The 26,477-nt window shown below is 69.8% G+C and carries 28 protein-coding genes and 2 pseudogenes; 18 read left to right on the top strand and 12 right to left on the bottom strand.

Translation table 11 applies throughout. The features are described from left to right. Positions 1-81: 81 nt before the first annotated feature. A complete protein-coding gene (locus BM339_RS24440; RefSeq protein WP_075022339.1) occupies positions 82-1,587 on the bottom strand; it encodes an MFS transporter in 1,506 nt (501 codons plus the stop codon). Positions 1,588-1,772: 185 nt separating this feature from the next. On the opposite strand from BM339_RS24440, the gene BM339_RS24435 reads away from it, so the two are divergent. After that, on the top strand, positions 1,773-2,705 hold the full coding sequence (locus BM339_RS24435) for an RNA polymerase sigma-70 factor (RefSeq protein WP_075022338.1): 933 nt from the start codon (positions 1,773-1,775) through the stop codon (positions 2,703-2,705). A 303-nt stretch (positions 2,706-3,008) separates the two neighbouring features. Here the strand turns inward: BM339_RS24435 and BM339_RS24430 are convergent, their stop codons facing one another. Further along, on the bottom strand, positions 3,009-3,596 hold the full coding sequence (locus BM339_RS24430) for a CGNR zinc finger domain-containing protein (protein ID WP_075022337.1): 588 nt from the start codon (positions 3,594-3,596) through the stop codon (positions 3,009-3,011). 214 nt (positions 3,597-3,810) lie between these two features. Here BM339_RS24430 and BM339_RS24425 point away from each other — a divergent pair, with 214 nt between their 5' ends. The 3 genes from BM339_RS24425 (at position 3,811) to BM339_RS24415 (ending at position 6,728) form a co-directional block, all read left to right on the top strand. Beyond that, a complete protein-coding gene (locus BM339_RS24425) occupies positions 3,811-4,983 on the top strand; it encodes an epoxide hydrolase family protein (RefSeq protein ID WP_075022336.1) in 1,173 nt (390 codons plus the stop codon). A gap of 164 nt (positions 4,984-5,147) precedes the next feature. Continuing rightward, positions 5,148-5,891 carry a VOC family protein gene (locus tag BM339_RS24420; RefSeq protein ID WP_075022335.1) on the top strand — a complete coding sequence of 248 codons (744 nt, stop codon included), beginning with the start codon at positions 5,148-5,150 and terminating at the stop codon, positions 5,889-5,891. A gap of 351 nt (positions 5,892-6,242) precedes the next feature. Beyond that, positions 6,243-6,728: a DUF1062 domain-containing protein gene (locus BM339_RS24415; protein ID WP_256255439.1), complete on the top strand. Its 486-nt coding sequence runs from the start codon at positions 6,243-6,245 to the stop codon at positions 6,726-6,728. A 135-nt stretch (positions 6,729-6,863) separates the two neighbouring features. On the opposite strand, the gene BM339_RS24410 is transcribed toward BM339_RS24415, so the two are convergent. Then, positions 6,864-7,409 (bottom strand): sigma factor, encoded by a 546-nt coding sequence (locus BM339_RS24410; protein WP_075022333.1) that lies wholly within the window; start codon positions 7,407-7,409, stop codon positions 6,864-6,866. A gap of 511 nt (positions 7,410-7,920) precedes the next feature. On the opposite strand from BM339_RS24410, the gene BM339_RS24405 reads away from it, so the two are divergent. After that, positions 7,921-8,325 (top strand): nuclear transport factor 2 family protein, encoded by a 405-nt coding sequence (locus BM339_RS24405; RefSeq protein ID WP_075022332.1) that lies wholly within the window; start codon positions 7,921-7,923, stop codon positions 8,323-8,325. Positions 8,326-8,405: 80 nt separating this feature from the next. Here the strand turns inward: BM339_RS24405 and BM339_RS24400 are convergent, their stop codons facing one another. From BM339_RS24400 to BM339_RS51650, 4 genes are all read right to left on the bottom strand, one after another. Next, positions 8,406-9,194, bottom strand: coding sequence for an NAD(P)-binding domain-containing protein (locus tag BM339_RS24400; protein WP_256255438.1), 789 nt, complete (start codon positions 9,192-9,194; stop codon positions 8,406-8,408). 176 nt (positions 9,195-9,370) lie between these two features. Beyond that, positions 9,371-9,955 (bottom strand): dihydrofolate reductase family protein, encoded by a 585-nt coding sequence (locus tag BM339_RS24395; RefSeq protein ID WP_075022330.1) that lies wholly within the window; start codon positions 9,953-9,955, stop codon positions 9,371-9,373. Positions 9,956-9,988: 33 nt separating this feature from the next. Next, entirely contained in the window at positions 9,989-10,762 is a 774-nt protein-coding gene (locus tag BM339_RS24390) for a PLP-dependent lyase/thiolase (protein ID WP_256255437.1), read from the bottom strand. After that, positions 10,645-10,971, bottom strand: a complete 327-nt coding sequence (locus BM339_RS51650) for a hypothetical protein (protein ID WP_256255458.1) — start codon at positions 10,969-10,971, stop codon at positions 10,645-10,647. Before BM339_RS51650 ends, BM339_RS24390 begins: the two co-directional genes overlap by 118 nt. 102 nt (positions 10,972-11,073) lie before the next feature. Between BM339_RS51650 and BM339_RS24385 the strand changes: the two genes are divergently transcribed. Together BM339_RS24385 and BM339_RS24380 are read left to right on the top strand one after the other, a co-directional pair. Further along, positions 11,074-11,589 (top strand): Lrp/AsnC family transcriptional regulator, encoded by a 516-nt coding sequence (locus tag BM339_RS24385; protein ID WP_021594788.1) that lies wholly within the window; start codon positions 11,074-11,076, stop codon positions 11,587-11,589. A gap of 90 nt (positions 11,590-11,679) precedes the next feature. Further along, positions 11,680-11,877, top strand: a complete 198-nt coding sequence (locus BM339_RS24380; protein ID WP_075022329.1) for a hypothetical protein — start codon at positions 11,680-11,682, stop codon at positions 11,875-11,877. A 347-nt stretch (positions 11,878-12,224) separates the two neighbouring features. Here the strand turns inward: BM339_RS24380 and BM339_RS24375 are convergent, their stop codons facing one another. Beyond that, positions 12,225-13,256 carry a dipeptidase gene (locus tag BM339_RS24375; protein ID WP_075022328.1) on the bottom strand — a complete coding sequence of 344 codons (1,032 nt, stop codon included), beginning with the start codon at positions 13,254-13,256 and terminating at the stop codon, positions 12,225-12,227. A 425-nt stretch (positions 13,257-13,681) separates the two neighbouring features. Here BM339_RS24375 and BM339_RS24370 point away from each other — a divergent pair, with 425 nt between their 5' ends. The 5 genes and pseudogenes from BM339_RS24370 to BM339_RS52865 form a co-directional block, all read left to right on the top strand. Beyond that, complete coding sequence (locus BM339_RS24370) at positions 13,682-14,461, top strand: class I SAM-dependent methyltransferase (RefSeq protein ID WP_075022327.1); 780 nt, start codon at positions 13,682-13,684, stop codon at positions 14,459-14,461. Positions 14,462-14,602: 141 nt separating this feature from the next. Further along, positions 14,603-15,016, top strand: a complete 414-nt coding sequence (locus BM339_RS24365) for an HIT family protein (protein WP_075022326.1) — start codon at positions 14,603-14,605, stop codon at positions 15,014-15,016. A gap of 46 nt (positions 15,017-15,062) precedes the next feature. After that, on the top strand, positions 15,063-15,908 hold the full coding sequence (locus BM339_RS50810; RefSeq protein ID WP_218163745.1) for a transposase: 846 nt from the start codon (positions 15,063-15,065) through the stop codon (positions 15,906-15,908). Between the two features lie 440 nt (positions 15,909-16,348). Further along, on the top strand, positions 16,349-17,119 hold the full coding sequence (locus BM339_RS24350; protein WP_083597870.1) for a DUF4158 domain-containing protein: 771 nt from the start codon (positions 16,349-16,351) through the stop codon (positions 17,117-17,119). A gap of 139 nt (positions 17,120-17,258) precedes the next feature. Then, a pseudogene (locus tag BM339_RS52865) lies at positions 17,259-18,329 on the top strand (Tn3 family transposase); the annotation flags it as partial. Between the two features lie 21 nt (positions 18,330-18,350). Here BM339_RS52865 and BM339_RS24335 read toward each other — a convergent pair. Both BM339_RS24335 and BM339_RS24330 read right to left on the bottom strand, forming a co-directional pair. After that, a complete protein-coding gene (locus tag BM339_RS24335) occupies positions 18,351-19,631 on the bottom strand; it encodes an MFS transporter (RefSeq protein WP_075022323.1) in 1,281 nt (426 codons plus the stop codon). After that, on the bottom strand, positions 19,628-21,073 hold the full coding sequence (locus tag BM339_RS24330) for an MBL fold metallo-hydrolase (protein WP_083597868.1): 1,446 nt from the start codon (positions 21,071-21,073) through the stop codon (positions 19,628-19,630). The genes BM339_RS24335 and BM339_RS24330 overlap by 4 nt, the downstream gene beginning before the upstream one ends. Positions 21,074-21,108: 35 nt before the next feature. On the opposite strand from BM339_RS24330, the gene BM339_RS24325 reads away from it, so the two are divergent. Further along, positions 21,109-21,786, top strand: a complete 678-nt coding sequence (locus tag BM339_RS24325) for an ArsR/SmtB family transcription factor (protein WP_021592260.1) — start codon at positions 21,109-21,111, stop codon at positions 21,784-21,786. 201 nt (positions 21,787-21,987) lie between these two features. Continuing rightward, positions 21,988-22,842 carry a cysteine desulfurase family protein gene (locus BM339_RS24320; RefSeq protein ID WP_218163744.1) on the top strand — a complete coding sequence of 285 codons (855 nt, stop codon included), beginning with the start codon at positions 21,988-21,990 and terminating at the stop codon, positions 22,840-22,842. Between the two features lie 38 nt (positions 22,843-22,880). Here BM339_RS24320 and BM339_RS24315 read toward each other — a convergent pair whose 3' ends face one another. Continuing rightward, positions 22,881-23,327: a MarR family winged helix-turn-helix transcriptional regulator gene (locus BM339_RS24315; protein ID WP_075022321.1), complete on the bottom strand. Its 447-nt coding sequence runs from the start codon at positions 23,325-23,327 to the stop codon at positions 22,881-22,883. A gap of 100 nt (positions 23,328-23,427) precedes the next feature. Here BM339_RS24315 and BM339_RS24310 point away from each other — a divergent pair, with 100 nt between their 5' ends. From BM339_RS24310 to BM339_RS50800, 4 genes and pseudogenes are all read left to right on the top strand, one after another. Beyond that, entirely contained in the window at positions 23,428-24,129 is a 702-nt protein-coding gene (locus BM339_RS24310) for a class I SAM-dependent methyltransferase (RefSeq protein ID WP_075022320.1), read from the top strand. Then, positions 24,126-24,461, top strand: coding sequence for a thioredoxin family protein (locus tag BM339_RS24305; protein ID WP_021592264.1), 336 nt, complete (start codon positions 24,126-24,128; stop codon positions 24,459-24,461). The genes BM339_RS24310 and BM339_RS24305 overlap by 4 nt, the downstream gene beginning before the upstream one ends. Positions 24,462-24,589: 128 nt before the next feature. Beyond that, positions 24,590-24,847 (top strand): annotated as a pseudogene (locus tag BM339_RS52695) (hypothetical protein); the annotation flags it as partial. 115 nt (positions 24,848-24,962) lie between these two features. Beyond that, a complete protein-coding gene (locus BM339_RS50800; protein WP_218163743.1) occupies positions 24,963-25,562 on the top strand; it encodes a site-specific integrase in 600 nt (199 codons plus the stop codon). Between the two features lie 232 nt (positions 25,563-25,794). Here the strand turns inward: BM339_RS50800 and BM339_RS24290 are convergent, their stop codons facing one another. After that, complete coding sequence (locus BM339_RS24290) at positions 25,795-26,325, bottom strand: pyridoxamine 5'-phosphate oxidase family protein (RefSeq protein WP_021592266.1); 531 nt, start codon at positions 26,323-26,325, stop codon at positions 25,795-25,797. Between the last annotated feature and the right edge of the window lie 152 nt (positions 26,326-26,477).

The raw sequence follows: 26,477 nt of genomic DNA, 5'->3' as shown, positions 1-26,477 counted from the left end.
CGGGCACGCCGGCGGCGCGGTCAGGGAACCGCGTATCCGGTGATTCCTTGACCACGCCGCATCGGGGTGATCCGCCGAGGATCAGGGGTGGGCGAGCAGCGCCTCGGCGCTGTCGGCGTCCACCGCGCCGTCGGCGTCCTCGACGGGCGCGTTGTCGGGACGCGGCGTGTTCATCAGCACGGCCACGACCAGCGCGCCGACCAGGATGATGCCCGCGGCCCACGCACTGGCCGTCGCGAACCCCTCCACCACCGCCTGCCTGGCCGTGACGGGGCTGGTGCCGTGCGAGGCCAGGTAGTCCACGGTCGCGCTGGTGGCGATGGTGTTCAGCAGGGCGGTGCCGATCGAGCCGCCGATCTGCTGCGCGGTGTTGACGGTGGCCGAGGCCACGCCCGCGTCGTCCCTGGCGACGCCGTGGGTGGCGTAGTTGATGGCCACCGGCATGATCATGCCCGCGCCGAAGCCGAGCAGCAGCTGCGCGACCAGCACGCCGGCGGCGTACCCGGTGTCGGTCTCCAGGGTGAGCATCCACAGCATGCCGGCGGAGCTGATGACCATCCCGGGCACGATCAGCGCCCGGGGCGGCACCTTGGGCAGCAGCCGGGTGGTGAGCCCGCCGGCCGAGAGCAGGACCACCGTGGCCATCGGGAGGAAGGCCACGCCCGTCTTCACCGGCGAGTACCCCTTGACGACCTGCATGTAGTAGGTCATGAACAGGAACGCCCCGAACATCCCGATCACGGCCATGCCCACGGCCATGTAGGCGCCGCCGCGGGTGCGGCTGGCGACCACGCGCAGCGGCAGCAGCGGCTGCCGCACCCGGCTCTCGACGAAGGCGAACGCGGCGAGCAGCACCGCGCCGGCGGCCAGGAGGCTGACGACCTTCGCCGAGCCCCAGCCGTCGGACTCGGCCTGGCCGGTGCCGTACACGACCGCGACGAGCCCGCCGGTCACCAGCAGCACGCCGGGGACGTCGAACCTGGCCTTGCCGTCGCGCCGCGACTCCTCCAGCAACGCGAACCCGCCGACCGCCGCGAGCAAGGCGATGGGGATGTTGACGTACAGGCACCAGCGCCAGTCCAGGTAGTCGGTCAGCGCCCCGCCGACCAGCAGGCCGACCGCACCGCCCGCTCCGGCGATGCCGCCCCAGATCCCGAACGCCTTGGCGCGGTCCTTCGGCTCGGTGAACGTCACCGTCAGCAGCGACAGCGCGGACGGCCCGAGCAGCGCGCCGAACCCTCCCTGCAGGGCACGGGCCACCAGCAGCATCTCGACGTTCGCCGCCGCGCCCCCGAGCGCCGAAGCGGCGGCGAAGCCGAGCAGCGCGACCAGGAAGGCCCGCTTGCGGCCGGTGTAGTCGGCGATCCGGCCGCCGAGCAGCAGCAGGCTGCCGAACGCCAGCGTGTACGCGGTGATGATCCACTGCCGGTCGCCGTCGGAGATCGCGAGGTCCCGCTGGAGCGACGGCAGCGCGATGTTCACCACGGTGGCGTCCAGGATGATCATTAGTTGGCCCAGGCCGATGAAGAGAAGCGCGGCCCAGCGGCGCGGCGAGACCGCCGGGCCCGGCGCCTTCGTGGTTGCCATGAGTGCGTCCTTGTCCGCGAGGTGTGCGTGCCGCGCGAATCGTCGGCGCGGCGTCCTGACGCACATGGAGATGCCGGCGGTCCGATCCCTGTGACAGCGCCGCGATGTGTCGTACACCACCGTCACAAATCAGTGGGTACCGCTGTCTTGTGCGTGTGGCACAGTCGAGACCGAAGGAGCGGGCCATGAGCGAGGACACCACGGGGGCGGACGAGCCTCGCACTCCCGGCGATCAGGTGGACTCCGCCACCGCGGCGTTCGTCACCCACCGCAACCTGCTGTTCACCGTGGCCTACGAGATGCTCGGCTCGGCCGCGGACGCGGAGGACGTCCTCCAGGAGACCTGGCTGCGATGGGCGGGCGTCGATCTGGACACCGTCCGGGACCAGCGTGCCTACCTGGTTCGGATCACCACCCGCCAGGCGCTCACCCGGTTGCGCACGCTCGGCCGCCGCAAGGAGTCCTACGTCGGACCCTGGCTGCCCGAGCCGCTGCTCACCACGCCGGACGTCGCCGAGGACGTGGAGCTGGCCGACAGCGTCTCGATGGCGATGCTGCTGGTGATGGAGACGCTCTCCCCGACCGAGCGGGCGGTGTTCGTGCTGCGCGAGGTGTTCGATCTGGCCTACGACGAGATCGCCGAGGCCGTCGACAAGAGCGCGGCCGCCGTCCGCCAGATCGCGCACCGGGCACGGGCGCACGTCGCGGCCCGCCGCCCGCGTGACGTCGTCGTCTCCCCCGCCGACACCCGAGCCGCACTCGCCGCCTTCCAGAAAGCGGTCGAAACCGGCGACCTGCAGGACCTCCTCGACATCCTCGCGCCCGACGTCGTCGCCCTGAGCGATGGCGGCGGACTCAAGCAGGCCGTTCCGCGGCCCATCGTGGGAGCCCGCAAGGTGGGACGCGTGCTCTCCGCCGGCCTGACCAGGTTCACCCACGACGCGTCGGTCGAGCCGGTCCAGGTCAACGGCTGGCCGGGCCTCATCATCCGCCTGAACGGGGAACTCGACGGCGTCCTGGCGATGCGCGTGGAGAACGGCCTGATCACCGGCCTCTACTTCGTCCGCAACCCCGAGAAGCTGTCACGCGTGCAGCAGGAGACCGCCCTGAGCCGCTGAGCCGTCGACACGGGGGTCGCAGCAGGCCGCCGCGATGGCGACCCCGGCGTTTCCCTGGGTCCGTTTGCCGACCGGCCATCTGATCGGGTGCTGTGGACCACGGCGCGCACAACCTGGCGCGCCGGGTCCCGGCCCCCGACCTCGACGGCGCATGCATATCCCATGATGGCAGAGTCGAACTATCGATCCTCATGCACTCGGGTTGAACGTGCTCCGCCTGCTCCACCTGGGACGCTGATCAGACGGCGAACACCTATGCCGCAGAGAAGTCACAATCTCCACGCTGTCTAGCGTCTCAGGAGGTTAGATGACACCCGTGGGCGTGGCTTTCTCATTCTTGCGGTGGTTGGCATGGAAGCGTGCCTTCTTCTGGCGATTCCCGCACGTGTTCATGTCGCACCATTTGCGGGTGCGGCTCTGGCTGGTGTCGAAGAAGGCGGCCTGGCACGTTGGCGACGCGCACAAGGCCAACTTTCCGTCTCGCTCACCTGCGAGGATGCTGATCGCATCGGCGGCGATCACGCTCAGGGCATCTTCTACACAGGAATCCGCACCGAAACGCCACTGACGATCACCGTCGGGCGTCAGGATGGCCGCGGCCCGACCCTGAATGCTGCAGTCATTGATGATCTGGATCGCCGACACAGGGAGAGCGCTCTGAAGCGCGGCCGCCGTCGCGGCGGCGTGGATCGCTTCCCTCAGTTCCCGAGCACGCTCGAGTTGGGCAGTGGTGCAGGAGTCCACGGCTAGGTCGTTCACTGCCAGCCAGTCGACGAGTCGCTGCGGTGTGGGAATGCGCTCCACAGGGGTGCCATTACGTTCCGTCAGAGTCCCCGTGAAGCTTGTCGCCAGCACGCTACCGAGGCGAAAGTCAGGGAACCCAGCACGCATGGAACCACCTTAGCCTCGATCGCCCATCCGGCACCCCGAAGCCGCGGGGGCAGGCGGGCGTGTATGCGAGCCGGCGGCTGGTCACGGGTTGCGCTGTGAACGCCCCGCCCCCGGGGTGGGGCTTCCTGAAGGATCCCGGGGCCGGCGGGTTGCGCGCGGGCATGAAGACACACTAGAACCGTCTTAGCCGGTTCCGTCAAGGCCAGGAGGTCTCATGTTCCGTCCGACCAGCGACGTCCAGGCATTCGAAGCCCATGCGACTGACGCTGACCTCGACGATCTGCGCGGGCGACTGGCCGCGGCGCGCCTGCCAGAGGCCGAGACGGTGCATCGCGCCGCGCCTGACCCTCGCCGATGGGACCAGGGCGTTCCTCTCGCCGACCTGGTCGATGTCGTGGACTACTGGCGCACCGGGTACGACTGGCGGTCGTTCGAAGAGCGCCTCAACCAGATCGGCCAGTTCCGCACGACCATTGACGATCTGGGGATCCACTTCCTGCATCGCCGATCCGCGCGCGCAGACGCCACGCCGCTGATCCTGACGCACGGCTGGCCGGGCAGCATCGCCGAATTCATCGACGTGGTGGACGAACTGGCAGATCCAAAAGACGCGGGCACGCCGGCGTTCCACGTCGTGTGTCCATCGCTGCCAGGCTTCGGTTACAGCGACAAGCCGGCCACCACCGGATGGGGAACCGAGAAGATCGCGGCCGCGTGGGTGGAGCTGATGGGAAGGCTCGGCTACAGCAAGTTCGCAGCCCACGGCGGTGACTGGGGAGGAAATATCACCACGGTCATCGGCGGCAGGTTCCCGGAGCAGGTTCTCGGCATCCACACCACCTTCGCGGAGGGACCACCCGGGCTGACAACGGACGGGCTGACAACGGTCGAGCGCAGGTGGACTGAGGAAACCCACCATTTCTGGCACCACCGGGCGCCGTACGCGAAGCAGCAGGCGACCCGACCGCAGACCATCGGCTACTCGCTCGTCGACTCACCGGTCGGGCTTCTTGCCTGGATCCTCGACAAGTTCGCCGACTGGTCAGATACCGAAGACAGCCCGTTCGAGACGATCTCCAGAGACCGAATTCTCGACGATGTCACGCTGTACTGGCTGACCCGGACCGGCGCATCGGCAGCCCGCATCTACTACGAGAGCCACGCCTCAATGGACCCGGAACTTCGGGTCGACGTCCCGTCAGCGATCAGCATCTATCCCCGCGACATCGAGAAGTGCCCGCGCCCCTGGGCGCAGGAGCGGTACCGACAGATCGTCCGTTGGAGGTCCCCCGCCAAAGGCGGGCACTTCCCGTCGCTGGAGGTCCCCGGGTACTTCGTCAAGGACCTGCAAGAAGGCCTCGCGGCAGTACTAGCCGCCAACCGGTGAACGCGACCCGGCGCCGAGTCGGCGGTGGCGACCGTGTCCCTGGCGTGTCGGACGGACCACGAGGGCATGAGCGCCCGCCGGGGAGGACACGGAAGATCAAGTCCAGGGGGTGGGGCCCGCTGGCCATACCTATCGCTCATTCGTCTGGGCATAGGTTGGGCGCTATGACGCTGCGACTTGTTCAGGTGAACTACAAGGCTGGGGACGACTCGCGCCTCGGCCGGTTCTGGGCGGAGGCGCTCGGCTGGGGCGTCTCCAGCGAGGGACCGGGTGTGACCAACGTCGAACCCGTGGGCTTCTCCTGGCCGGATCCCAGCGCCGTCTGCATCGATTTCGTCGCCGTCCCGGACCCCGAAACGGTGAAGTACGGCGTGCACATCGATCTCGCCACCACCTCCGAGGCCCACCAGGCGGAGCTGGTCTCGCGCCTGAAGGATCTCGGGGCGACGCCCGCGGACGTGGGCCAGGGCGACGTCCCGTGGACGGTCCTGGCCGACCCGGAGGGCAACGTGTTCTGCGTGCTGGAGCCCCGGGAGATCTACCGTGACACCGGGCCGATCGCCGTGGTGGTGGTCGACTGCGCGGACCCGCGGGCCATGGCCCGGTTCTGGGACGAGGCGCTGGACTGGACCCTGCACGAGGTCACCGACGATCACGCGGTGCTGCGTTCTTCCGAGGGCATCGGACCCTACCTGGAGTTCCTCCGCGCACCTGGCGAGAGGTCATGGTGGAACCGCGTCCATCTCGACCTTCTACCGGACCCCGTTGACGGCAAGGAGGCGGAGGTGGCCCGCCTGCGAACCCTCGGGGCGGTCGACATCGACCTCGGCCAGGGCGACGTCCCGTGGACCGTCCTAGCGGACCCGGAGGGCAACGAGTTCTGCGTCCTCGGCCGGGCCGGGAGCTGAGCCGCCTTCGCGTCGAGGGACCTCCATTGACCTTGACGGAACCTCGGCCATAAACCGTTTGATGCTTCCTTCCGCGCTCCCATAGGTTGCCTACGGCCCGTCGTAGTGAGGACAGAGGACAGACCGCGTGACCCCGCCTGCTCTTTAGACCTGACACCTTCTTCCGCTCACCTGTAGCCGACGCTGCCGTCGGTTCCGCCGGGCTGCCCAGGCGCGCCCGGTCATACAGCGTTCGAGGCCGCGCGTAATCGGCCTCGTGTCAGGTCTAGAGAGATCATGTCTTCACAACCTCATATTGGGCTGCCCTGGGTCGTCCGCCGAACCAGGCTGCCTCTCCTGTCCCTGCGGTGCGTGGACTGCCGGTCGGAGACGGCCACGACCGGCGAGGGCAGGTTCCGGGTCAACGCCAACGGCAAGCTGCTGGACGTGTGGCTGCTGGTCCAATGCGTGTCCTGCGACCGGACGAGCAAGCTCACCGTGCACCAGCGAGTACCGGTCCGATCCTTCGATCCGGCCGCACTCCACGCCTACCGCGTCAACGATCCGGAAATGGTGGCGTCCAGGCTGCTGGATCCGCTGCTCGCCCGACGCAACCGCTACACCCTGGACTGGAGGGGGGCCTGGAGGCTGCACACCACACCGGTTCCGCTGGACGAGGCGTGGCCGGTACAGGTGCAGGTCGTCCTCGAGGACCCGGTCCCGGTCCGCCCGGATCGGCTCATCGCGCGCGGGCTCGGCCTCAGCAGGAACGAGGTACTGCGGCGGATCAAGTGCGACACTCCGCTGCGCCGCACGACGAGCACCGGCTTCACCTTCACCCTGATGGCCGGGTACTAGCGAAGGTGGAGCCGGGCGGGCCACTCGTGCCCGCCCGGCTCCACCTCCCGATGGCAACGCGGCCTCCGACGGGCGCGAACCGCCGCACGGTGCGGTCATGCCCGAAGGGACGGCCCTTCGATGCGCAGGAGCCGGTCAGTTCGTGGACTCGAGCTCGTCCAGCCCGATGAGGTGGGTGAGGACGGCGACTTGAGGGCGAGCCAGCGTCGCCGGGATGCCTGTGCATGGTCCCGTGTGAGGTGGGTTAGATGGCCGCGATCGCGTCGAACGGGACCTCGAAGACGTCGTGGAGCACGAACGACACCCGTTCCGCCGGGGTGAGGGCGTCCATGACGACATACAGCGCGAGACCGACCGATCAGCGAGCACCGCCTCTGCCTCGGGATCAAGCCGGGAGTCGGTGATCGTCTCCCGCTGCAGCACGCCGACGTCGAACTCCAGCGGCTGCTCGCCCCGTGCCCCGCGCCTGCGGAGCATGTCCAGGCAGATCCGGCCCGTCACCGTGGTGAGCCACCCGCGCAGATCCTCGATCTCACCGCCGCCGGTCCGCGCAAGCCGCAGCCACGCCTCCTGGACGGCGTCGTCGGCGTCGGCGTGCGACCCGAGCACGCGGAACGCGATCGCCTGGAGGTAAGGGCGCTGGCCATCGAACTTCGCAGCGAGCTGTTCCTCTTCGGTCACCGGTCCCCCGGTCTACGACGGTGTCACCACCAGGACGCACCGCACGACGATGAGGTAACACGCCTCGCCCAGGGGCCTCCAAGGGTGGCGCGGTCGATTACGTGTTGGGCTCTCGGCACCGTCCGGGTCCTCCCGCGCCTGCCCAAAGGCCGCACCACCGGGTGGGCATACATGACCGACCGTCGCGCGCCCCCACCTCCGGACGGCGCACCCCGGCGACACGCCGCCCCTCTGCCCGCCGCAGCAGCGCTGACCGTCCTCACCGCCTGCCGGGCTCCCCGCACCCGGTCCAACTCGGCCGCCCACATCGCCCTCATTTGCGGCTGGTGACACGTCGGTCAACGGCTCCCGCAATGGTCGACCTTGAAGCGCCGGCGTCGCCCGGGGCTGCCGGAGTCGGCACACACCTGTGGGCGGGCGTCATTACTGGGTTCTCAGCGCGGTTGAGCTCATCGATGAATCGGGACATGATGGGCTTGCAGGAAATGTTCGACCTGTAGAGTCGACGCCCATGACGGCAGAGTCACCGGCGCAGACTGTACAACGCTTGTTCCCCCTGCTGGCCGAGGGGAAGAGCGCGGAGGCGGCGGCATTGTTCGCTGACTCGGTGTCGTTCTCGATCCCGCATCCGCCGGGCATTCCATGGGTGCCGGAGGTCGGCTCGGCGGAGGACATGCGGACGTTCTTCGAGTTGCTCCAGACCCATGTGCAGGCCAAGGAGTTCGAACTCCATCAGGTAATCGCCGAAGGCGACGACGTTGTGCTCATTGGGCGCATGCTCTCCGAGGTCAAGAAGACGGGCCGGGAAATCGACACCGCGTTCGCTCTGCACACCACGGTCCGGGACGGGCGGATCACCCGCTACCACCTCTACGAGGACACCTACGCCGTTGCGAGGGCCTACTTCGACGACTGATCGATCGCAGGCGTGCCCTGGCCTCGTCACGTCCCACGTGCCGAATGGATAGTTGCGGAAGACGGGATGTGAAGTTGCTGTTATCGCTGACCGCTGTCCCGTTGTCCCTGAAGGTCGGTGAGGAGGTCATCGAGGGCCTTGTTAAGGGCTTCGGAATTGGCCTGGTCGAACCATGTGGTGCGGATGCGTTCGTTGATTCCGTTCGGGGTCTCGTGGTCGGCGGCGAGCAGGTGCAGGGAGCGGGTCTTGTCGCCCAGGGCGCGGCCGACGCCCTGGAAGAGGCCGCGAACGTAACTGTCAGCGTCGTCGGGGGCGATGCCGTGGCCGGCGGCCCACGAGGTGAGGGTGGCGAGATACCAGTAGTGGGTGGTCAGCGTGCCCGTCAGCGCGGAGAAGACGTCGAAGGCCGCCTCGTCCCCGACCGTAAGCACTCCGCCCAGGCGCTCGAAGAGGGCGTCCACCGTCGGATGCGACGGGCACGTCACCGTGACGGAGCGGCGTTCGCGTACGGCGGGCAGAGGAATGGCCCGGACCAGCGGGACGTCAGTGGCCAGTGTCTGACGCAGATCATCGATGCCAACGCAGGCCATCACGCTGACCACCGGTTTGTCGCCCTCCACTCTGAGGCCGGTGAGGGCTTCGTCCCGGTCCTGGCGGCGTACGGCGATGATCACCACCTCGGACCGGTTCACCACATCCTGGTTGTCGGCGCACACCCACACGCCCTCGAAGCGCTCGGACAGTTCCGCGACCGTGCCCGTTCCTCGAGGTGAGAGGAATATTGCCGGCGGCTCGTCGTCCCCGTCACACAAACCCGTCACGATGGCCCGGCCGATCTCGCCCACTCCGATGATGCCGATGCGCTTCACTGCGCTTACCTCCATTGTTGTGTGGTGGTCATAACCCAAATCGGTCCGGGTCGGCGACGATAAGTCGGTATCAGTAGAGCCGGTCTCACCGGCCGCGACCCTCGTCCACGGCAGTGGTGGCCAGGAGAGCTGCCGGATGGGGACCGTCCTGGCCCGGCCCAGCGTCTCCAAACGGCTCAGCGGCGGATGCGGTAGCGGATGTGGGTGGCCTCCGGTGTGTCGATCACCCGGACGACGTGGAGCTCCACGCGCGACGGCAGCACGTCGAACAATCGCCGGCCACCTCCGAACAGCACCGGCACCAGATGGACCTGCACCTCGTCCAGCACCCCGGCCTCGATCGCCCGCTGCGCCGTGTAGGCGCCGATCACGTGCACGTGCCGATCCCCGGCGGCGGCCTTGGCTTGCGCCATCGCGTTTTCGATGCCGTCGGTCACGTAGGTGACCAGCGGATAGTTCGCCACGGACGGGTCGGGTGGCCGATGGCTGGCCACGAAGATCGGGATGCCCTGGCCGTTGTGATCACCGCCCCAGTGATCGACCTGCTCCGCGGTACGCCGTCCCGCCAGGACCGCGCCGGACGTCGCCATTTCGCCGAGCACCTCCCCGGCCGGACCGGACCGGCGGAACTCCCCGTCCGCCGTGAGGCCCCATTCGTGGAGCCGGACGAAGCCGTCGCCACCGGCGTTGCCCGGTTTGTCGTTCGGGCCCGCGATGTACCCGTCGAGCGACATCGACATGTCAAGCACTGATACCGACATGAACCTGCTCCTATTCCTCTGTGCCGCGCCCCTTCAGCGCGCCTCCTGTTCGCTCGCCCTCAACCGCCCCAATGCCTGTTCGGGACGCGGATTGGCGCCGGTCAACACCGTCGCCAATCGATCGCCGGGGACCATGCCCTCGGCGATCGCCGCCAGGCCCGCCGCTCCCGCCGGTTCCAAGACGATCCCGAGCGTGTGCGCCGCCAGCTCCATGGCGGCGGCGATGGCTTCGTCGGTCACCAGGATGATCTCGTCCACCAGGGTGCGAGCCCGCCGCACCGAGGCCTCCGGCGGGTTGCGCACCGCGATGCCGTCAGCGAAGGTGCGAGTGCGCTCGATGCAGACCGCGCGGCCGGCGCGCAGGCTTTCCAGCATCGAGGGGGCGCCTTCGACGTTGACCCCCACGATCCGCGTGCCGGGAGCGTGCTCCTTCATCCAACGTCCCACGCCGTTGATCAGCGCGCCGTCGCCTACCGGAAGCACGACGGCGTCAAATCCCGGACCACCAGCGCCGTCCGGTCCGCCACGGGTCAGTTCGACCCCGATCGTCCCGGCGCCTTCGGAGATCGCGGCCTGGACACCGTCTTGCAGGTAGACGCGGTCGGGATGGCGCCGAGCGTGAGCGGCCGCGGCTTCTCGCGCCGAGGCCCCGTCGCCCTCGGCCACGAGGACCTCGGCGCCGAACGTCTCTATCCGTTCCCGCTTGCGGGGATTGATCGTCTCGGACACGAACACTTCGACCGGCATCCCGCGAGACCGTCCCGCATAAGCGATGGCCTGCCCGAAGTTGCCCGAACTCGCGCACACCACAGCGTGCCGGGGGCAAGCGTGCTCAGCATCAGATCGGCGCCTCGGCCCTTGAAACTGCGCACCGGATTGGCCGTCTCCACTTTCACCGTCACCGCACGGCCGCCCAGCGCCTGGCACAACTGCTCGTCGACGTACTGCGGGGTGTGCAGAAACACCGGATCGATCACCTGCATGGCCTTCTCGATCCGCGCCAGGTCCAGATCCACGCGCCTCACCTTTCCTTCGGGGCCTCCCGGACCTGCCCGACGCTAATGGAACCCCCGATCGAACCGATTGAGAATTCTTGCACCGCCACGCAATAATCTTGCATGCCCGAACCGCCACCCCCGCGTCTCGACGAGATCGACGCACTCCTGCTGGACCTTCTCCAACACGACTCCGGACGCACCCTGCACGACCTGGGCGAACAGGTCGGGCTCTCCCCCAGCGCCGTCCAGCGCCGGATCGCCCGCTACCGCAAGGACGGCCTCATCACCAGGCAGGTCACCGTCCTCGACCCGCACCGCTTCGGCCCCACCATCCTGGCCACGGTCCTGGTGACTCTGGCCCAGGAGTCGTTCGAGCACCACCGAGAATTCGCCGAACGGATGCGCGCAGAACCCCAGGTCCAGCAGTCCTACCGGGTCGCCGGACCGTGGGACTACGTGGTCGTTCTAGCCGCGCGGAGCATGCGCGATTGCAGCCGGCTCGGCGACCGCCTGTTCAAAGCGGACGACAACATCAAGCGGTACGAGACCCTGGTCGTCTTCGACACCATCAAAACCGGCTTGGCCCTCCCACTTCCCGCACCACAACCCTCGCGGCCACAAGCCAAACGGCCGTAGGCAGGACCCCCGCCGCGCGGATGGCCCACGCAAAGGCACTCGCTTGGCCAGTCGAGCGAATAGGGCGGCGCACCTGGCGGCAGCACCCCAGTGCACCGCGAGGTGGCCGAGCCCGGGTGCGCGGTACTGGTCACCCGTACCTTCGACGGCCCCGCCCCCGACCGTGCTCGGGCACTGCCCGCCGACCTGTTCACCGCCGGAACTAGGGTGCTGGCCGCCGAAGGGCTGATCGCCGCGCCTTTCTACAACGGCCTGGACGGCAACCACGTGTTGAACTGCGCGTTGTAGACCAGCACCCAAGGCCGCCATCGAACACCGACCGCCACCCCTGCCCGACGCCCCGCACTGGCAACGCGCCCACACCGTGCCACGACTACGTTCCACCACGTTCCGACGGTGCCGACCATTGTTCTTCTGGACCCCTGACTACCTGCCCGCCACCCGGCCCACTGTCGCGATGGCGGCCCCAAATCCGCCAGCGCCACCGGCGCCGCCAGTGACGGACGTCCACCATGGGGCCCTGGTGCCCCTCGGCCTTGCCGTGTACGGGGACGCCCAGGGCGCGGATCGACATGCCGACCGCTTGGCGAACTGCTCGTTCAGCCGGGACGGGACGGAGCCGGCAGGTCTTGAGGTCAGGCGAGATGGGTGGTGAGCAGCTCGTGGAGGTTGCCACCGAGGATCTTGCGGATGTCGGGCTCGGGCAGGCCGCGGGCGAGAAGTTCGCGGGTGAGCAGGGGGAGGCCCGAGGGGCCGGCCAGGCCGGGGAGGGTGGCCATGACGTCGAAGCCGACGGTCGCCGCAGGGTCCTCGCAGCAGGGCGGGGTGAGGTCGGTGAAGACCTCGCGGACGAAGTCCGGGCCAAGGCCGACGTGGTCGAGGCCCGCTACAGACGCGACGTGCTCGATGTGGTCGGCCAGCCGGGCGACGGTGTAGCCGGACGGATCGTCGGCCAGGAAGCCCGGCAGGAAGTTCACGCAGACCACGCCGCCGGACGCCGCGACGCCCCGGATCTGGTCGTCGGTCAGGTTGCGGTGGTGATCGCGCAGGGCGCGGGCACTGGAATGGGTCGCGATCACCGGCCGGGACGCGATCTCGAGAACGTGCTCCACGCCGCTCGCGCCCAGATGGGAGATGTCCAGCAGGATGCCGAGCCGTTCCATCTCGACCACGGCCTCGACGCCCGCGGCGGTCAGACGGCTTGCGGTGGCGTCCTCGCCGCTGCCGTCGGCGAGCGGGGTGCGTCCCCAGTGCGCCAGCGAGGCGACCCGGACGCCCAGCCGATGCACGGTCGCGAGGAGCTCGACGTTCGCGTCCAGTCCGGGCATGCTCTCCAGGGCCAGGACCAGCGCGATCTTCCCCTCGACCAGTGCCGCGTCGATCTGCGGCCCGTCGAGGCAGAGCCGGACGTCCTCGGCGTTCCCCTCGGCGATCGCGTGCGCGCACTCGATCATCCGCAGCGTCTCGCGCAGCGCCCCCTCGGGCCTGAACTGGCCGTCGATGAACACCGGGAGCACCTGGAGATCGACTCCGCCGGCGCGGAGCTGCGGCAGCCACCGCTCCCTGAAGAAGGACGCCCACCGTGCGGGCGGACGGGCCACCACCGCCATCAGCAGGTCGTTGTGCGCGTCGGCCACCACCGCGCTCTCATGCAAGTCGGCACCCATGATCGACACTGTAGGGCGTGGCCGGACAAACGACAGAAAGACACCACAGGTGACCGGCTCGGGCATCGGGACGTTCGTCTAGCTATCCGTTTGATGAACGCTCGCCGGGCGGGTACTGGTCATGCCACCGTGTCCCGTTCAGTCATTTATTTTGCCGTTCGTTTTTCGTTCTGTTCCTCCTGGTCAAGCGGAGGGAACTCCGACGCGTCCCAAAGGAGTCGGTGCCCACTGTCGGCGTACTGACCAGCGTGCTCGCGTGTGGGGTTAGTTCGATCGCCCGCTCGGCGATCTGGATACGGTTGGTGGCCGGTGGCTGAAGCCGACCCCCATGATCGGGGCGATGACAGGCGATCGGATGTCGTGGCCTTACTGGACGTCGAAAATGGGGTGAGGAGCGCACGGTTATGGGCGTAGCGTCGGCGACCATGACCAGTGAGGCGAACACGGGAGATGACCCGGCGGACGGCTGGTTCCCCGAGAGCGTGGCCGCGCGCTACGACGCTCCGGGCGGCGCGAACGCACCCGAGGTGGTGACGCCTGCTGTGGACGTCCTCGAAGACCTTGCCGAGGGCCCGGTACTCGAGTTCGCCGTCGGCACCGGGCGGATCGCCGTGCCGCTGGCCGCTCGCGGGGTTCCGGTGAGCGGCATCGAACTGAGCCGGGCGATGGCGGCACGGATCGCGGGCAAACCGGGGGGCGACGCGGTCGAAGTCACGATCGGCGATATGACGACGAAGCGGGTGGCCGGTCAGTTCTCGCTGGTCTATCTGGTGTTCAATACGATCAGCAACGTGACCACACAGGACGGGCAGGTCAACGTCTTCCGCAATGCGGCTGCGCACCTGCGGCCGGGCGGGCTGTTCCTCATCGAGGTGGGCCTGCCGGATCTGCGTCGCCTACCACCCGGACAGGACGTCGTCCCGTTCGCGGTGGCGCCCGACGCCGACGGCGGCGGCTATGTCGGGTTCGACCAGTACGACGTCGTCACGCAGGAGTTCACGTCGAACCACGTCACCGTGTCGCCAGACGGGACGGGGCGGTTCCGCCGCATTCCCTTCCGGTATGCCTGGCCGTCCGAGATGGACCTCATGGCGCGCATCGCCGGGCTGAGCCTGAAGTACCGCTGGGCGGACTGGTACCGCTCGAAGCTCACTGCTGAGAGCACCAAACACTTATCGATCTGGCAGAAAGACCCGACCACCTAACAGCGCGCCACATCCAACCTGACCCGACCCCACGGGTTCTCGGCGGCCTCGACCGGTCGCGTTGGCTGGGCTGGTCCCGATACGTTCACCCGTACGCGGCTGAGTTTCCTTCATTATCCGAAAGCGGCAGTATCGCTCCTCATGGAGTGCGTCTTCTGTGACCTACTCAAGTCGAACAGCGCGCGCTGGGTCGCTCGTGAGTCCTCCGCCGCCGCGTTCACGCCGCTACGCCCCCTCGCGCCAGGACACGCGCTGGTCATCCCGACAGATCACTACACCGATATCTTCGACACGCCGTCCGGGCCGCTTGCCGACGCCATGGCATTGGTCCAGCGCCTGGCCAAGGCCATACGCGTCACCCTTGATGCCAGCGGTGTGAACATTCTTCATGCCAGCGGGCACGGCTCGGAGCAATCGGTTCCGCATCTGCACTTCCATCTGATCCCGCGTTGGCCGGACGACGAATTCTCGACCTGGCCCACCGGACGGTCTCGTCATCGCGTCACCGCCGACCCGATCGCGCAACTGGCAAACGCGATGAGATCACAAGAGTAGGTAGCACTAATGGATCGCCTCCGAGCTCCGAGTCGGGCTGCGGCAGGTGGAGAAGTGGCGGCGGACCTGGCGTGAGGGCGGGGCCGAGGCGCTGCGGTCCAAGGGCCCGCACCGCAGGCCGCGGCTGGACCAGGCCGCCTTCGCGCGGTTGGAGGCCGACCTGAACCGCGGTCCGGCCGCGCACGGGTATGCCGATGACCAGCGGTGGACGCTGGGCCGGGTGGCCGCGCTGATTCGCCGGCTGCTCGGGATCGACTACACCCTGCCGGGGGTGTCGCTGCTGCTGCGCCGCAACGGCTGGTCGGTACAGGTGGCCGGAAGCCGCGCCATCGAACGCGACGATCACGCCGTGCAGGTGTGGAAGGACCAGGTATGGCCGCAAGTGAGGGTGCACGGCGGCGAACACGGTGCCCGCATCTCGGTCGCCGGGATGGTCTGCTACCGGCCCGGCGAGCGGTCCCGGCTGATCTACCGGCTGCACCACTACCGCCGCCGCAAAGGCGAACGCGCCGCCTTCACCCTGAACGAGTACAAGAGCATGCTGAACGGCGCCCACCAGCACCTGCCCGGCGGGAAGATCGTGCTGATCTGGGACAACCTGAACATCCACCACTCGGCGGCGATGCGGGCGTTCATCGACGCCCACGCCGACTGGCTGTCGGTGTTCTACCTGCCGGCCTACGCCCCCGAACTCAACCCGGCCGAGAGCGTGTGGTCGCTAATGAAACGCTCCATGGCCAACTTCCTGGCCACCGACCTGGACCACCTCACCCGCATGATCAAGCACCGACTCAAAGTCATTCAGCACCACCCCGGCGTGATCGACGGTGCCTCACTACCACCGGCCTCACTATCACCACCACACCCGCTATCACCAATCAAACCTGGTTAGGCGACAAGACACCCGACCACCTCTGCACAGGGATCTGTGCGCCGACAGCCCCGCTTATGTCGCCCACCCTGTGGCCCTCGTCGAGCAGGCCGAGGATATCCGCTCGGCGGCATAGCGGAGGTGAGCGGCGACAGACAAGTGCCCGGCCCGAAGGTCCGGGGCAGCGAGCTGGAAACTCCACACCGCCGGATACACCGACCCCGTGAAACTGAAGCCCACCGGGTTCGATGAAGTCCGGTTTGCCTGGCGTCGGTCGGCGCGCGCAGATTGTTGGTACGAGCCCTCACCACGTCGATTTTCTCGCGCTCCATACTCGCGACGTCCCGTACGAATAGGGGTGCCGTTAAGGATCGCCGCATCAGGGGCGAAGTGGCGGTAGGCCGCTTCCTGCCACCGCAGTTGGGCGGTTTTGGGGACACGGGGAGAGTGTTACCGCCAGCATTGACCCGTATTCGGGGGGTGAGTGGCGCTGGGTTTGTTGGGCTCGGCGGAACAAGACCGGTGCGACCAGGCTGGGCTTCGCCCTGATGGCCAGGTATCTGCCGTGGAGGGGCCGGTTCCCGCGGGGACGGTCGGACCTGCCGGACGAGATGGTGGAGTTCGTGGCCAGGCAGGTCAAGGTGTCGGCGGCCGACATCGCCTTCTACGACTTCGGCGGCCGGACAATCAAGGGCGACCGTAGGGAGCTGCGCGAGGCGCTGGGGTGGCGTCCGTGCGGCGTGCCCGACGCTGAGAAGCTCGCCACGTCGCTGGCGGAGGACTTGTGCACCAAGGAACGCCGTCCCGAGCAGGTCCGCGTCGAGCTGTTGTCCCGTTGCAGGGCCGACAAGATAGAGCCGCCGACTGCGTTGCGCATCGACACGATCGTCCGGTCGGCGCTGCACCAGGGGGAGCAGTTGCTCATCGCCCGCGTGCAGGCGCGGTCCGGGCCGGAGGCGCGACAGCGGATCCTTGCTCTGGTGGCCCGTCCCGGCAGCGGTGACGGCGATGCGAGTGGTGAGCAGGCTGACCGGGAGGAGGTTGAGGACGAGGCCGCCGGCGTCCTGGGACAGATCAAGCAGGCGCCGGGCGACGTCAGTTTGAACTCGATGCTGACCGAGATCTCCAAACTGGACCTGACGCGGGGCCTCCAGCTGCCGGACGGCTTGTTCGCAGGGATCTCCCCGAAGATCGAAGGGGTGGCGGGACCGGGCCTTCGCCGAGTCGCCTAGCCACCTGCGCGCCCACCCGGAGCCGGTCCGGCTGGTTTTGCTGGCCGCGCTGGTGGAGTTGCTGATCTCCGCGGTGCACCGGATCAAGGCGCGCGCGACCAAGCGGGTCGAGCAGGCGTTCATCCGGGAGATCCGCCCTCTGCGGTACGTGCGGCGCTGCTACCTGAGCGAGGAAGCCGCCCGGCTGGTCGCCGCTGCGATCGCCACCGCCACCTTCGCCGCCCGGCAGGCCTGGCTGTGGGGCGAGGGCAGTACGGCGGTCGCGGCCGACTCCACCCAGTTCTCGGCGTTCGATCAGAACATCTTCACCGAGTGGCACTCCCGGTACGGGGGCCGCGGCATCTTGATCTACTGGCACATCGAGACCGGGTCGGTCGCCGTCCCATAGCCAGTTGCTGGAATGCTCGGCGTCCGAGGTGGCCGCGATGATCGAGGGCGTGGTGCGGCACGGCACTGACATGACCATCAACGAGGCCTACATCGACTCGCACGGCCAGACTGAGATCGGGTTCGGCGTGGCCCGAATGCTGGGGTTCAAGCTGATGCCGCGGATCAAGCAGATCAACCGGTGCAAGCTGTACCTGCCTAGCCCCGGAACGCGTGAGGACTACCCGCGGCTGGCGCCCGCGCTGGCGCCCCGCCCGATCCGCTGGGACCTGATCGCCCAGCAGTACGACCAGATGGTCAAGTACGCCTCCGCGATCCGCACCGGCACCGCCTCCACCGAGGCGATCCCGCGCCGCTTCACCCGCAGCGCCTCCCATCCCACCTACGCCGCCATGCTGGAGGTCGGCCGCGCCGAGAAGACCTGCTTCCTCGCCCGCTACCTGCGCATCCGCGACATGCAGCGCGAAGTCAACGACGGGCCGAATGTGATGGAGCCCTGGAATGGCGCCAACGACATCATCCACTTCGGCAAGCGCGGCGACATCGCCTCCAACCGCCGCGACGAGCAGGAGCTGGAGATCTTGTGCCTGTACATCCTGCAGGCCGCCCTGGTCTACATCAACATGCTCATGATCCAGGACGTGCTCGGCGAGCCCGAGTGGGCCGACGCGCTCACCGACGCCGACGCCGCGGCCTGACTCCGCTGTTTTGGACCCACGTCCTGCCCTACGGCGAGGTTCACCTCGATCTTGGCAAACGGCTGTCCCTGGGGGCCGCGCTGGCCGCGCCGCCAGGACCTGCGACCGCGGGCAAGGCACCGTGAACGTCCGGGCGGCGTCGCCACCTATTTCGTGATCGTTGTGGAGGCAGGACGGTCGGTGATCCAGCGGGCGGCCAGCAGGCCGGATGCGGCGGTGAGGGCGGCGGCGGCGATGACGGTCGTGTTGAGTCCGGCCAGGTCGGCGAGGATGCCGGCGAGCAGGGCGCCGGCGGCGTAGCCGATGTCGCGCCAGAACCGGTAGGTGCCCAGGGCGTTGACGCGCCAGGTGGGGTGGGCGTGGTCGGAGACGGCGGCGATCAGCGCCGGGTAGACCATCGCGGTGCCGATCCCGAGCGCGATCGCCGAGCCGACGCCCGCCAGCAGCGGCCACTCCAGCAGGGCAAGGGCCAGGACGAATCCGGCGGCCTGGACGAGCATGCCGGTGACGATAAGGGGTTTGCGGCCGATGCGGTCGGCGAGGTGGCCGGTGGGGATCTGGCCGAGGCCCCACAGGATCGGGTAGAGGCCCTTGATCAGGCCGACGGCGGCCAGGCCGAGGCCGTGGTCGGTGAACAGCAGCGGGAACACGCCCCAGGTGAGGCCGTCGTTGAGGTTGTTGACCAGGCCGGCCTGGCTGGCGCCGCGCAGCGACCGGTTCCGCCAGGAGGTGCGGGCGAACGCGGTCGCCAGCCCGGGTGCTTCTCCGGCCGGGGCGGGCCGGGGGTGCTGGGCCAGCTCCACGGCGACGTGCGCGGCGGTGTCGCGGACGATCAGCGACAGCGCCAGCCCGGCGGCCACGAACACCACCCCGATGAGTTCGGGGGCCGGGCGCAGGCCGTGGGCGGTGGCCAGGTAGCCGGTGGCCAGGGCGGTGGCGCCGACGGAGACGTAGCCGGCGGCCTCGTTCAGGCCGGTGGCCAGGCCGCGGCGAGCCGGGCCGACCAGGTCGATCTTCATGTTGACCGTCATCGACCAGGTCAGGCCCTGGTTGACGCCCAGCAGCACGTTCGCGGCGATGATCCAGGACCAGGACGGTGCCCACGCCAGCGCGAACGGCACCGGGACGCCGACGAGCCATCCGGCCAGCAGGAGCTGCTTGCGGCGGAACCGGGCGGTCAGCGCCCCGGCGGCCAGGTTCGTGGCCGCTTTGGTGATGCCGAAGGCGATGATGAAGGAGAACACCACCAGGTCGCTGGTCAGCCCGAACACCTGGCTGCCGATCAGCGGGACGGTGGTGCGCTCCAGCCCGACCAGGCCGCCGACGCAGACGTTGACGATGACCAGCACGGTGAACTGCGGCCAGTTCTCCCGCAAACCCAGCCGGACCGGGCGCCCGGCCTGCGGCGCCTTGGCGGTCGCGCTCACGCCGCGTCTCCCTGCGGGCCGTATTCCAGGCTCAGGTCGCGGGCGGCGGCGTACTGGTCGGGGCCGCCGTCCAGGACGGTCACGTCGGTGCGGCCGGCGCGCTCCAGCAGGCTGGCGGCGGTCATGGCGCGCTCGCCGTGCCCGCAGGCCACGATCGCGCCCGCGGGGGCGCCGGCGGCGTGGCCGGGCAGGTCGCCGAGTTCGAGGTTGAGGGCGCCGGGAACGTGCCCGGCGGTGTACTCGGCCTGCTGCCGCACGTCGATGTAGGGGCCGTCCGGGGCCCGGTCGGCGGGGACGAACGCGGTGGTGGCCACCGGATGCCCGGCCGCGGTCCAGGCGGCCATGCCGCCGGTCAGGTGCCCGGCGAGCCGCTCGTACCCGATCTTGTAGGCGGGCCAGGCGATCTCGTTGAGGTCCTGGCCGGGGCCGGGGCCGGTGACGAAGGCGAGGGGGGCGGTGGCGGGCAGCAGCCAGCCCAGCCAGGTGGCGAACTGCTCGCGCAACGGGATCGAGATCGCGCCGGGGATGTGCCCGGCGGCGAACTCGGCCGCCGGCCGCACGTCGACCACGTACCCGCCGTCGTCCAGCAGTGCCTTGACCTGCGCGGCGTCCAGCCCGGGCAGCGGAGGCGGGGCGGTGAGCACGGCCGGGCCGCGCCGGTTGGCCTCGGTCAGGCGGGCGAAGTAGGCCGGATAGGAGCCCAGACTGGCGACCAGGTCGCGGACGAAGGTGTCGGCGTCGGGCGCGGCCAGCAGCGGGTTGGTGCGCCTCTGGGCGCCGATGGTGGTGGTGCGCTCGGCGCCGGGCGGGGCTGAACAGAACGAGCCCGCCCCGTGCGTGGGCCACACCGCCGTGGCGTCCGGCAGCATCGCCAGGCGGTGCAGCGAGAGGTACTGCGCGCGGGCCAGCGCCTGGGTGCGGTCGGCGCCGAGCAGGTCGGTGCGGGCGGCCGAGCCCACGATCAGCGACCCACCGGTGAACACCCCCAGCTCCCGGCTCCCGTCCAGCAGCAGGAACGCAAGATGCTCGTCGGTGTGCCCGGGCGTGGCCAGCACCCGCAGGATCAGACCGCCCAGGTCGACCTCGTCGCCGTCGGCCAGGCCCCGGTGGGGGAAGGCGCGGCGCCCGGCGGCCGAGGCGAGCACCGTCGCACCGGTGTCGTGGCCGAGCTGGACGGCGCCGGACAGGAAGTCGGCGTGCAGGTGGGTGTCGGCGGCGAACGCGACGCTCAGGCCGCGACGTTCGGCGGCGGCGCGCAGCGCGCGCAGATCGCGGCTGGCGTCCACGGCCAGGGCACGGCCGTCGCCCAGATCGACCAGGTAGGCGCTGTTGCCCAGCCCCTCATCGACCAGCGGAATCAGATGATCGTCGGCGAAGCCCACGGCGGTCCTCCCAAGGCAGTGCGGCACGGTGGCGGGGATGCTGGTGGCAGCACCCGCCATCGACTACAATATTCCATGGATTTATGGAGGATGTCATGGTGGAGAACACGGCCCCCCAGGCCAAGGCGCGGTTGTACGAGGCGTTCGCGACCAGCGGCAAGGCGCTGGCCAGCGGAAAGCGCCTGGAGTTGCTGGACCTCCTGGCCCAGGGCGAGCGCACCGTCGATGCTTTGGCGCAGGCGGCCGGGCTGAACCTGACCACCGCCTCGGCGCACCTGCAGACGCTCAAGCAGGCCGGGTTCGTGGCCACCCGCCGCGAGGGCGTGCGCATCCACTACCGCCTCGCCGGCGACGACGTAGCGCAGCTGCTGGCACTGCTGCGCAAGGTCGCCGACACCCACCAGCCCGCCGTCCCGGCGGCCCGGGGCGCCTACCTCGGCGACGACGGCGGTGTGGAGATGAGCCGCGAGGAGCTGCTCGTCCGGGCCGAGGCGGGCGAGGTGCTGGTGCTGGATGTGCGGCCGATGGAGGAGTACCGCGCCGGGCACATTCCCGGCGCGGTCAGCGTCCCGGTCGCCGAGCTGGCCGACCGGATCGGTGAGCTGCCCGACGAGGTCGAGATCGTGGTGTACTGCCGCGGCGAGTACTGCGTGCTGGCCTACGACGCGGTGCGGCTGCTGACCGGCCGCGGCCGCCGCGCGATCCGGCTGCACGATGGCATGCTGGAGTGGCGGCTGGCCGACCTGCCCGTGGCCGTCGGGGCGCCGGCGTGACCGGCCCGGTGCCGCCGCATCCAGGGCTGGCCGGCGGGCCGGTCTACCTGGACTACAACAGCACCACACCGGTGGACCCGCGGGTGACCGAGGCGATGCTGCCCTATCTGACCACCCATTTCGGCAACCCCTCCAGCGGTCATCCCTACGGCGCCCGGCCCCGGCAGGCGCTCGCCCTGGCCCGCCGGCAGGTGGCCGGCGGTGCTGCAGGCGTGCCGGGCGCTGCACCGCCGCCACGGCACCCGCATCACCTACCTGCCCGTCGACGCCCGCGGCCGCGTCGACCCCGCCGACCTGGCCGCCGCGCTCACCCCCCGCACCGCGCTGGTGTCGATCATGGCCGCCAACAACGAGACCGGCGTGCTGCAGCCCCTGGCCGAGCTGGCCGCCCTCACCCGCGCACACGGCGCGCTGCTGCACACCGACGCCGCCCAGGCCGCCGGAAAGATCCCCTTGGACGTGGCGCGGCTGGGCGTGGACCTGCTCAGCCTGGCCGGGCACAAGCTGTACGCGCCCAAGGGCATCGGCGCCCTGTACGTGCGTACCGGTGTGCCGTTGGAGCCGATGGTGCCCGGCGGCGGCCAAGAGCGCGGGCTGCGCGCCGGAACCGAGAACGTCGCGCTGGCCGTCGCGCTCGGCGCCGCCGCCGATCTGGCCCGCACCGACCTGACTGACGGCACCCTGGACCACCACGCGCGGCTGCGCGACCTGCTGCAGCGGCGGCTGGAGAACCTGCTGCCCGGCCGCCTCGCCGTCACCGGCCACCCTGCGCCGCGGCTGCCCGGCACCCTGCACCTCACCATCACCGGCGTCGGCGGCGACGACGTGCTGGCCGCCACCTCTGCCGTCGCGGCCGCCACCGGCTCGGCCTGCCACACCGGCTCCCCAGAGCCCTCCCCGGTACTGCTGGCCATGGGCCATGACCGCGACCAGGCGCTGGCGGCGCTGCGGCTGAGCGTGGGCCGCTGGACCACCGGCGCCGATATCGACCACGCCGCCCAAGCCATCGCCGTCACCGTCCACCGCCTCCTGGCCGACCCGGCGGCCGCCCGATAGCCTCCAGCCGCCGCAGGCGGTGGCCGGAGACGCGACGATCAGCAGGTCTCCTGCGCGATCCGCTCCAGCAGATGGTCCACCGTGGCCACGAATCCCTCCAGGTCGGCCGCCGCCACCCCGTCGAACAGCCGCACCGCGCCGACGTCGTACTCGCCGCGCAGGCCGTCCATGGTGGCCTCGCCCTTTCCGGTCAGCGCCACCAGCGTCGCCCGCCGGTCGCTGGGGTGCGGGCCGCGCGCCACGAACCCGTCGGCCTCCAGCGCGTCCACCAGGCCCGTCACGTTGCGCGGCGACACACTGATCGCCTCGGCCAGCGCGCGCTGGGTCATCGGCCCACCGTGCCGCAGGTTCCACAGCACCGTGGCCCGCGCCCGCGACAACCCCCGATCGGCCAGCCCGGCCTCCATGAACTGGTGGGTCACCACCGCCAGCGCGAACAGTTTCTCCAGCGCATGCCCCGCCCCGGCACCCGGCGTCTCATCCACAGATTCTGAGCCTGCATCATTGTGAAGTTGCTTCACTATGTCGTAACCTCCGAAATCGAGCGTAGCGTCCCGCCCGGACCCGTAGAAGGAGGCGACACCGATGGACCGCAGCAGCACTCCGGCCGCGCCACGCAGGCAGGGGCACCCGCTGTTCGCCCGCATGTACGCCCGCCTCGCCCCCGCGATGGAAAGCGGCGGCGTCACCATGTACCGCCGGGAACTGCTGACCGGCATCGCCGGGCGGGTGCTGGAGGTCGGCGCCGGCACCGGCGCCAACTTCGCCCACTACCCGCCGCAGGTCACCGACGTGGTCGCGGTCGAGCCCGAACCCCGTCTGCGCGCCCTGGCCGAACGCGCCGCGCCCGACGCCCCGGTCCCGGTCACCGTGATCGACGGCGTCGCCGAGCACCTGGCCGCGCCCGACGCCGCCTTCGACGCCGTGGTGGCCTGCCTGGTGCTGTGCTCGATCGGCGACCGCGACGCCGCCCTGGCCGAGATGTACCGCGTGCTGCGACCCGGCGGGCGACTGCACGTCTTCGAGCACGTCAGCGCTGAGACCTCCGCGCTGCGCCGCGCGCAGCGGATGCTGGACGCCACCGTGTGGCCGTTGCTGAACGGCGGGTGCCATCTGGCCACCAACACCGACACCGCGATCGACCGTGCCGGTTTCACTCACCGGCGGCTCCGCCGGGTGAACTGGCCCGAGACCCGCCGGCGGCTTCCGTTCACCCCGCACATCCTGGGCACCGCCACCCGCCCCGACGCCCACCCCACCGTTCCCGACAGGCAAGGACGATCATGACGCCGCCACCTGCCCTGACCGCCCTTAGCAGCACCGACTTCGACCAGTACCTGACCGCCGCATCCCAGCCCCTGCTGGTGGAGTTCTGGGCCAGCGGCTGCCGGCCATGCCAGGCCCTGATGCCGATCCTGCGCGACCTCGCCGCCGAGCACACCGGGCGACTGCGCGTGGCCACCGTCAAACTCGACGACGCCCCCGACCTCGCCCGGCGCTACCAGATCATGACCCTGCCCACCCTGATCCTGTTCACCGCCGGCCGCGAGAGCACCCGCATCACCGACCTCTCCAGCACGGCCGCGCTCGCGACCCAACTGCAGGCGTTCCTGGATTGACCACCCGCCACCCGCCAACCCGCGGGCAGGGTGTGACACAGAATTCCGATTACCTGTCACATTGACGGGCGTCGGGCCGCGTCCGCCCAGCTCGCCGCCCGCCGCGGCGCAGGTGACTCGGCAACGTTATGTGTCACATCACCGCCGTGGAGGTTCCCGCCGTGTCCGTCGTCGCCTTCCCCGGCCGCCTCGGCCCGACCGGCGCGGCGACGCTCGCGGCCGCCGTCGACCGCTACCTGGATTCCATCCCGGCCGCCACCACCCGCGCCAGCTACGACGACACCCTCGCCCGCCTCATCGACCTCGCGGGCGGCGCCAGTCCGGTCGCCGACCTGACGCCCGACGACTTCGCCGCGGTGATGCAGCGGTGGAACACCGCGGCGGCCGCCACCTGGAACCGGCACCTGTCCGCGCTCACCTCCTTCACCACCTGGGCGCAGCGCCAGGAGCTCCTGGCCACCAACCCGGCCCGGCGGCTGACTCGCCGCAAGCCGGCCCGCCGTGGCGCCCGCGCCGTCCCGCTCGCCCGGCTGGAGAAGCTGTTCGGCGAGGACGCGCACGGGCCGCGCGAGCGGGTGCTGTGGCGGATGCTCTACGAGACCGCCGCCCCGCGCCGAAGAGATCCTCTCCCTCAACTTCGAGGACCTGGACCTGGAGTTCCGCCGCGCCCGGGTGACCTCCAAGGGCGGCGCGATCGAGTACGTGCACTGGGCCACCGGCACCGCCCGCCTGCTGCCCCGCCTGCTCAAGGGCCGCACGACCGGGCCGGTGTTCCTGGCCGACCGCCGCGCCCCCGCCTCCGGCCCCCGCGCGCCCGCGGCCGCCGACATCTGCCCCGCCACCGGCCGCGGCCGGTTGTCGTACCCGCGCGCGGAGTACCTGTTCAAGACCGCCACCCGCGCACTCGACCCGCACGGCAAGGGATGGACGCTGCACCAGCTGCGCCACTCGGCGTTGCAGCACCTGGCGGCCGCCGGCCGCACCGCCGCCGAACTCCAGGCCAAGTCCCGCCACGCCCACCTGGCCAGCCTGGGTACCTATGTCCGCCTCGGCGAGGCCACCTCCGCCAAGGTCACCGCCGCCCGCCGACGCACCCGCTGATCACCCTTACCTCGCCCGCGGTGTAGCGGTCCTTAACGGCACCCCGAATACGGTCAACCTTCGTCCACCCTCTCGCAACGCAGCAGGACATGACGGGCAGGCCCCCCACCCATGCCGAACAAACCGATCACGCCACTACGCGACGGCCGCTCGTCACCAATGGCGTCGAGCGGCCGCTTCACCAGATCTGTCAGCCAGCACGTGGCCGTCCCGATACGGCCCGTGCCGCCGATCAGGACCGGGACACCGCAGTGAGCTTGGCGATATCAGCGGCGTAGACGCTCATCCAGTGCGGACGCAGCCGGTAGTAGACCACGTCGTTGTCCCAGTCGAAGGAGTCGGCGCCGTAGAAGTCCTTGAAGTAGGCGAGCAGATCCGGCCAGTCCGCGGCCGGCTCGCCGTCCTGGGGATTGAGGATTTCCACCGTGCCATGCGTGAACACACCCAGATCCTCACCGCGCATGTGCGCGGCGCTGGCGGCCGGGCGGGCGGCCAGGTGACGGGCCTTGGCGGCACCGCGCGCCGTGCCGAAGTGCCATTTGCCGTGCAGGAAATGCCCGTCCACGCCGCTGATCCGCGGTTCGCCCTTCGCCGTCACGGTGGACAGGGCCAGGGTGCACATGCCGGTGAGGACCCCGGTGAGCTGCTCTGCGGTCAGTGTGCTCTCGGTGTTGATGATCGAGCGGAGGTGCGAGGTGGAGCGGGACAGAGAGGCGTCCAGCAGGGCCTGCAGCTCTTTGAGATCTTCTCGCGTTTCGCGCATGCAGCTCCTCCTTGTCTGTTCGTGGGATCCGGTCCGCGTCCACCATCGGCGCCGACCGGTGAACCCATGATCGCTTCAAAGCCTGACATCTTGTGTCATGTTTTCATCCGTCCTGCGGACGCCACCGGGCCGTCTGGCCGACGTCCTTCTTC

The sequence above is a fragment of the Actinomadura madurae genome, assembly GCF_900115095.1.
Lineage (GTDB): Bacteria > Actinomycetota > Actinomycetes > Streptosporangiales > Streptosporangiaceae > Spirillospora > Spirillospora madurae.
Note: the sequence above shows the minus strand (reverse complement) of the source record. Positions and strands in the feature narration are given on the sequence as shown.

Coding starts and splice junctions, on each gene's coding strand:
- BM339_RS24440 (WP_075022339.1), bottom strand. CDS start 1,587: ATGGCAACCACGAAGGCGCCGGGCCCGGCGGTCTCGCCGCGCCGCTGG.
- BM339_RS24435 (WP_075022338.1), top strand. CDS start 1,773: ATGAGCGAGGACACCACGGGGGCGGACGAGCCTCGCACTCCCGGCGAT.
- BM339_RS24430 (WP_075022337.1), bottom strand. CDS start 3,596: ATGCGTGCTGGGTTCCCTGACTTTCGCCTCGGTAGCGTGCTGGCGACA.
- BM339_RS24425 (WP_075022336.1), top strand. CDS start 3,811: ATGTTCCGTCCGACCAGCGACGTCCAGGCATTCGAAGCCCATGCGACT.
- BM339_RS24420 (WP_075022335.1), top strand. CDS start 5,148: ATGACGCTGCGACTTGTTCAGGTGAACTACAAGGCTGGGGACGACTCG.
- BM339_RS24405 (WP_075022332.1), top strand. CDS start 7,921: ATGACGGCAGAGTCACCGGCGCAGACTGTACAACGCTTGTTCCCCCTG.
- BM339_RS24395 (WP_075022330.1), bottom strand. CDS start 9,955: ATGTCGGTATCAGTGCTTGACATGTCGATGTCGCTCGACGGGTACATC.
- BM339_RS24385 (WP_021594788.1), top strand. CDS start 11,074: ATGCCCGAACCGCCACCCCCGCGTCTCGACGAGATCGACGCACTCCTG.
- BM339_RS24375 (WP_075022328.1), bottom strand. CDS start 13,256: ATGGGTGCCGACTTGCATGAGAGCGCGGTGGTGGCCGACGCGCACAAC.
- BM339_RS24370 (WP_075022327.1), top strand. CDS start 13,682: ATGACCAGTGAGGCGAACACGGGAGATGACCCGGCGGACGGCTGGTTC.
- BM339_RS24365 (WP_075022326.1), top strand. CDS start 14,603: ATGGAGTGCGTCTTCTGTGACCTACTCAAGTCGAACAGCGCGCGCTGG.
- BM339_RS24330 (WP_083597868.1), bottom strand. CDS start 21,073: ATGGCGGGTGCTGCCACCAGCATCCCCGCCACCGTGCCGCACTGCCTT.
- BM339_RS24325 (WP_021592260.1), top strand. CDS start 21,109: ATGGTGGAGAACACGGCCCCCCAGGCCAAGGCGCGGTTGTACGAGGCG.
- BM339_RS24310 (WP_075022320.1), top strand. CDS start 23,428: ATGGACCGCAGCAGCACTCCGGCCGCGCCACGCAGGCAGGGGCACCCG.
- BM339_RS24305 (WP_021592264.1), top strand. CDS start 24,126: ATGACGCCGCCACCTGCCCTGACCGCCCTTAGCAGCACCGACTTCGAC.
- BM339_RS24290 (WP_021592266.1), bottom strand. CDS start 26,325: ATGCGCGAAACGCGAGAAGATCTCAAAGAGCTGCAGGCCCTGCTGGAC.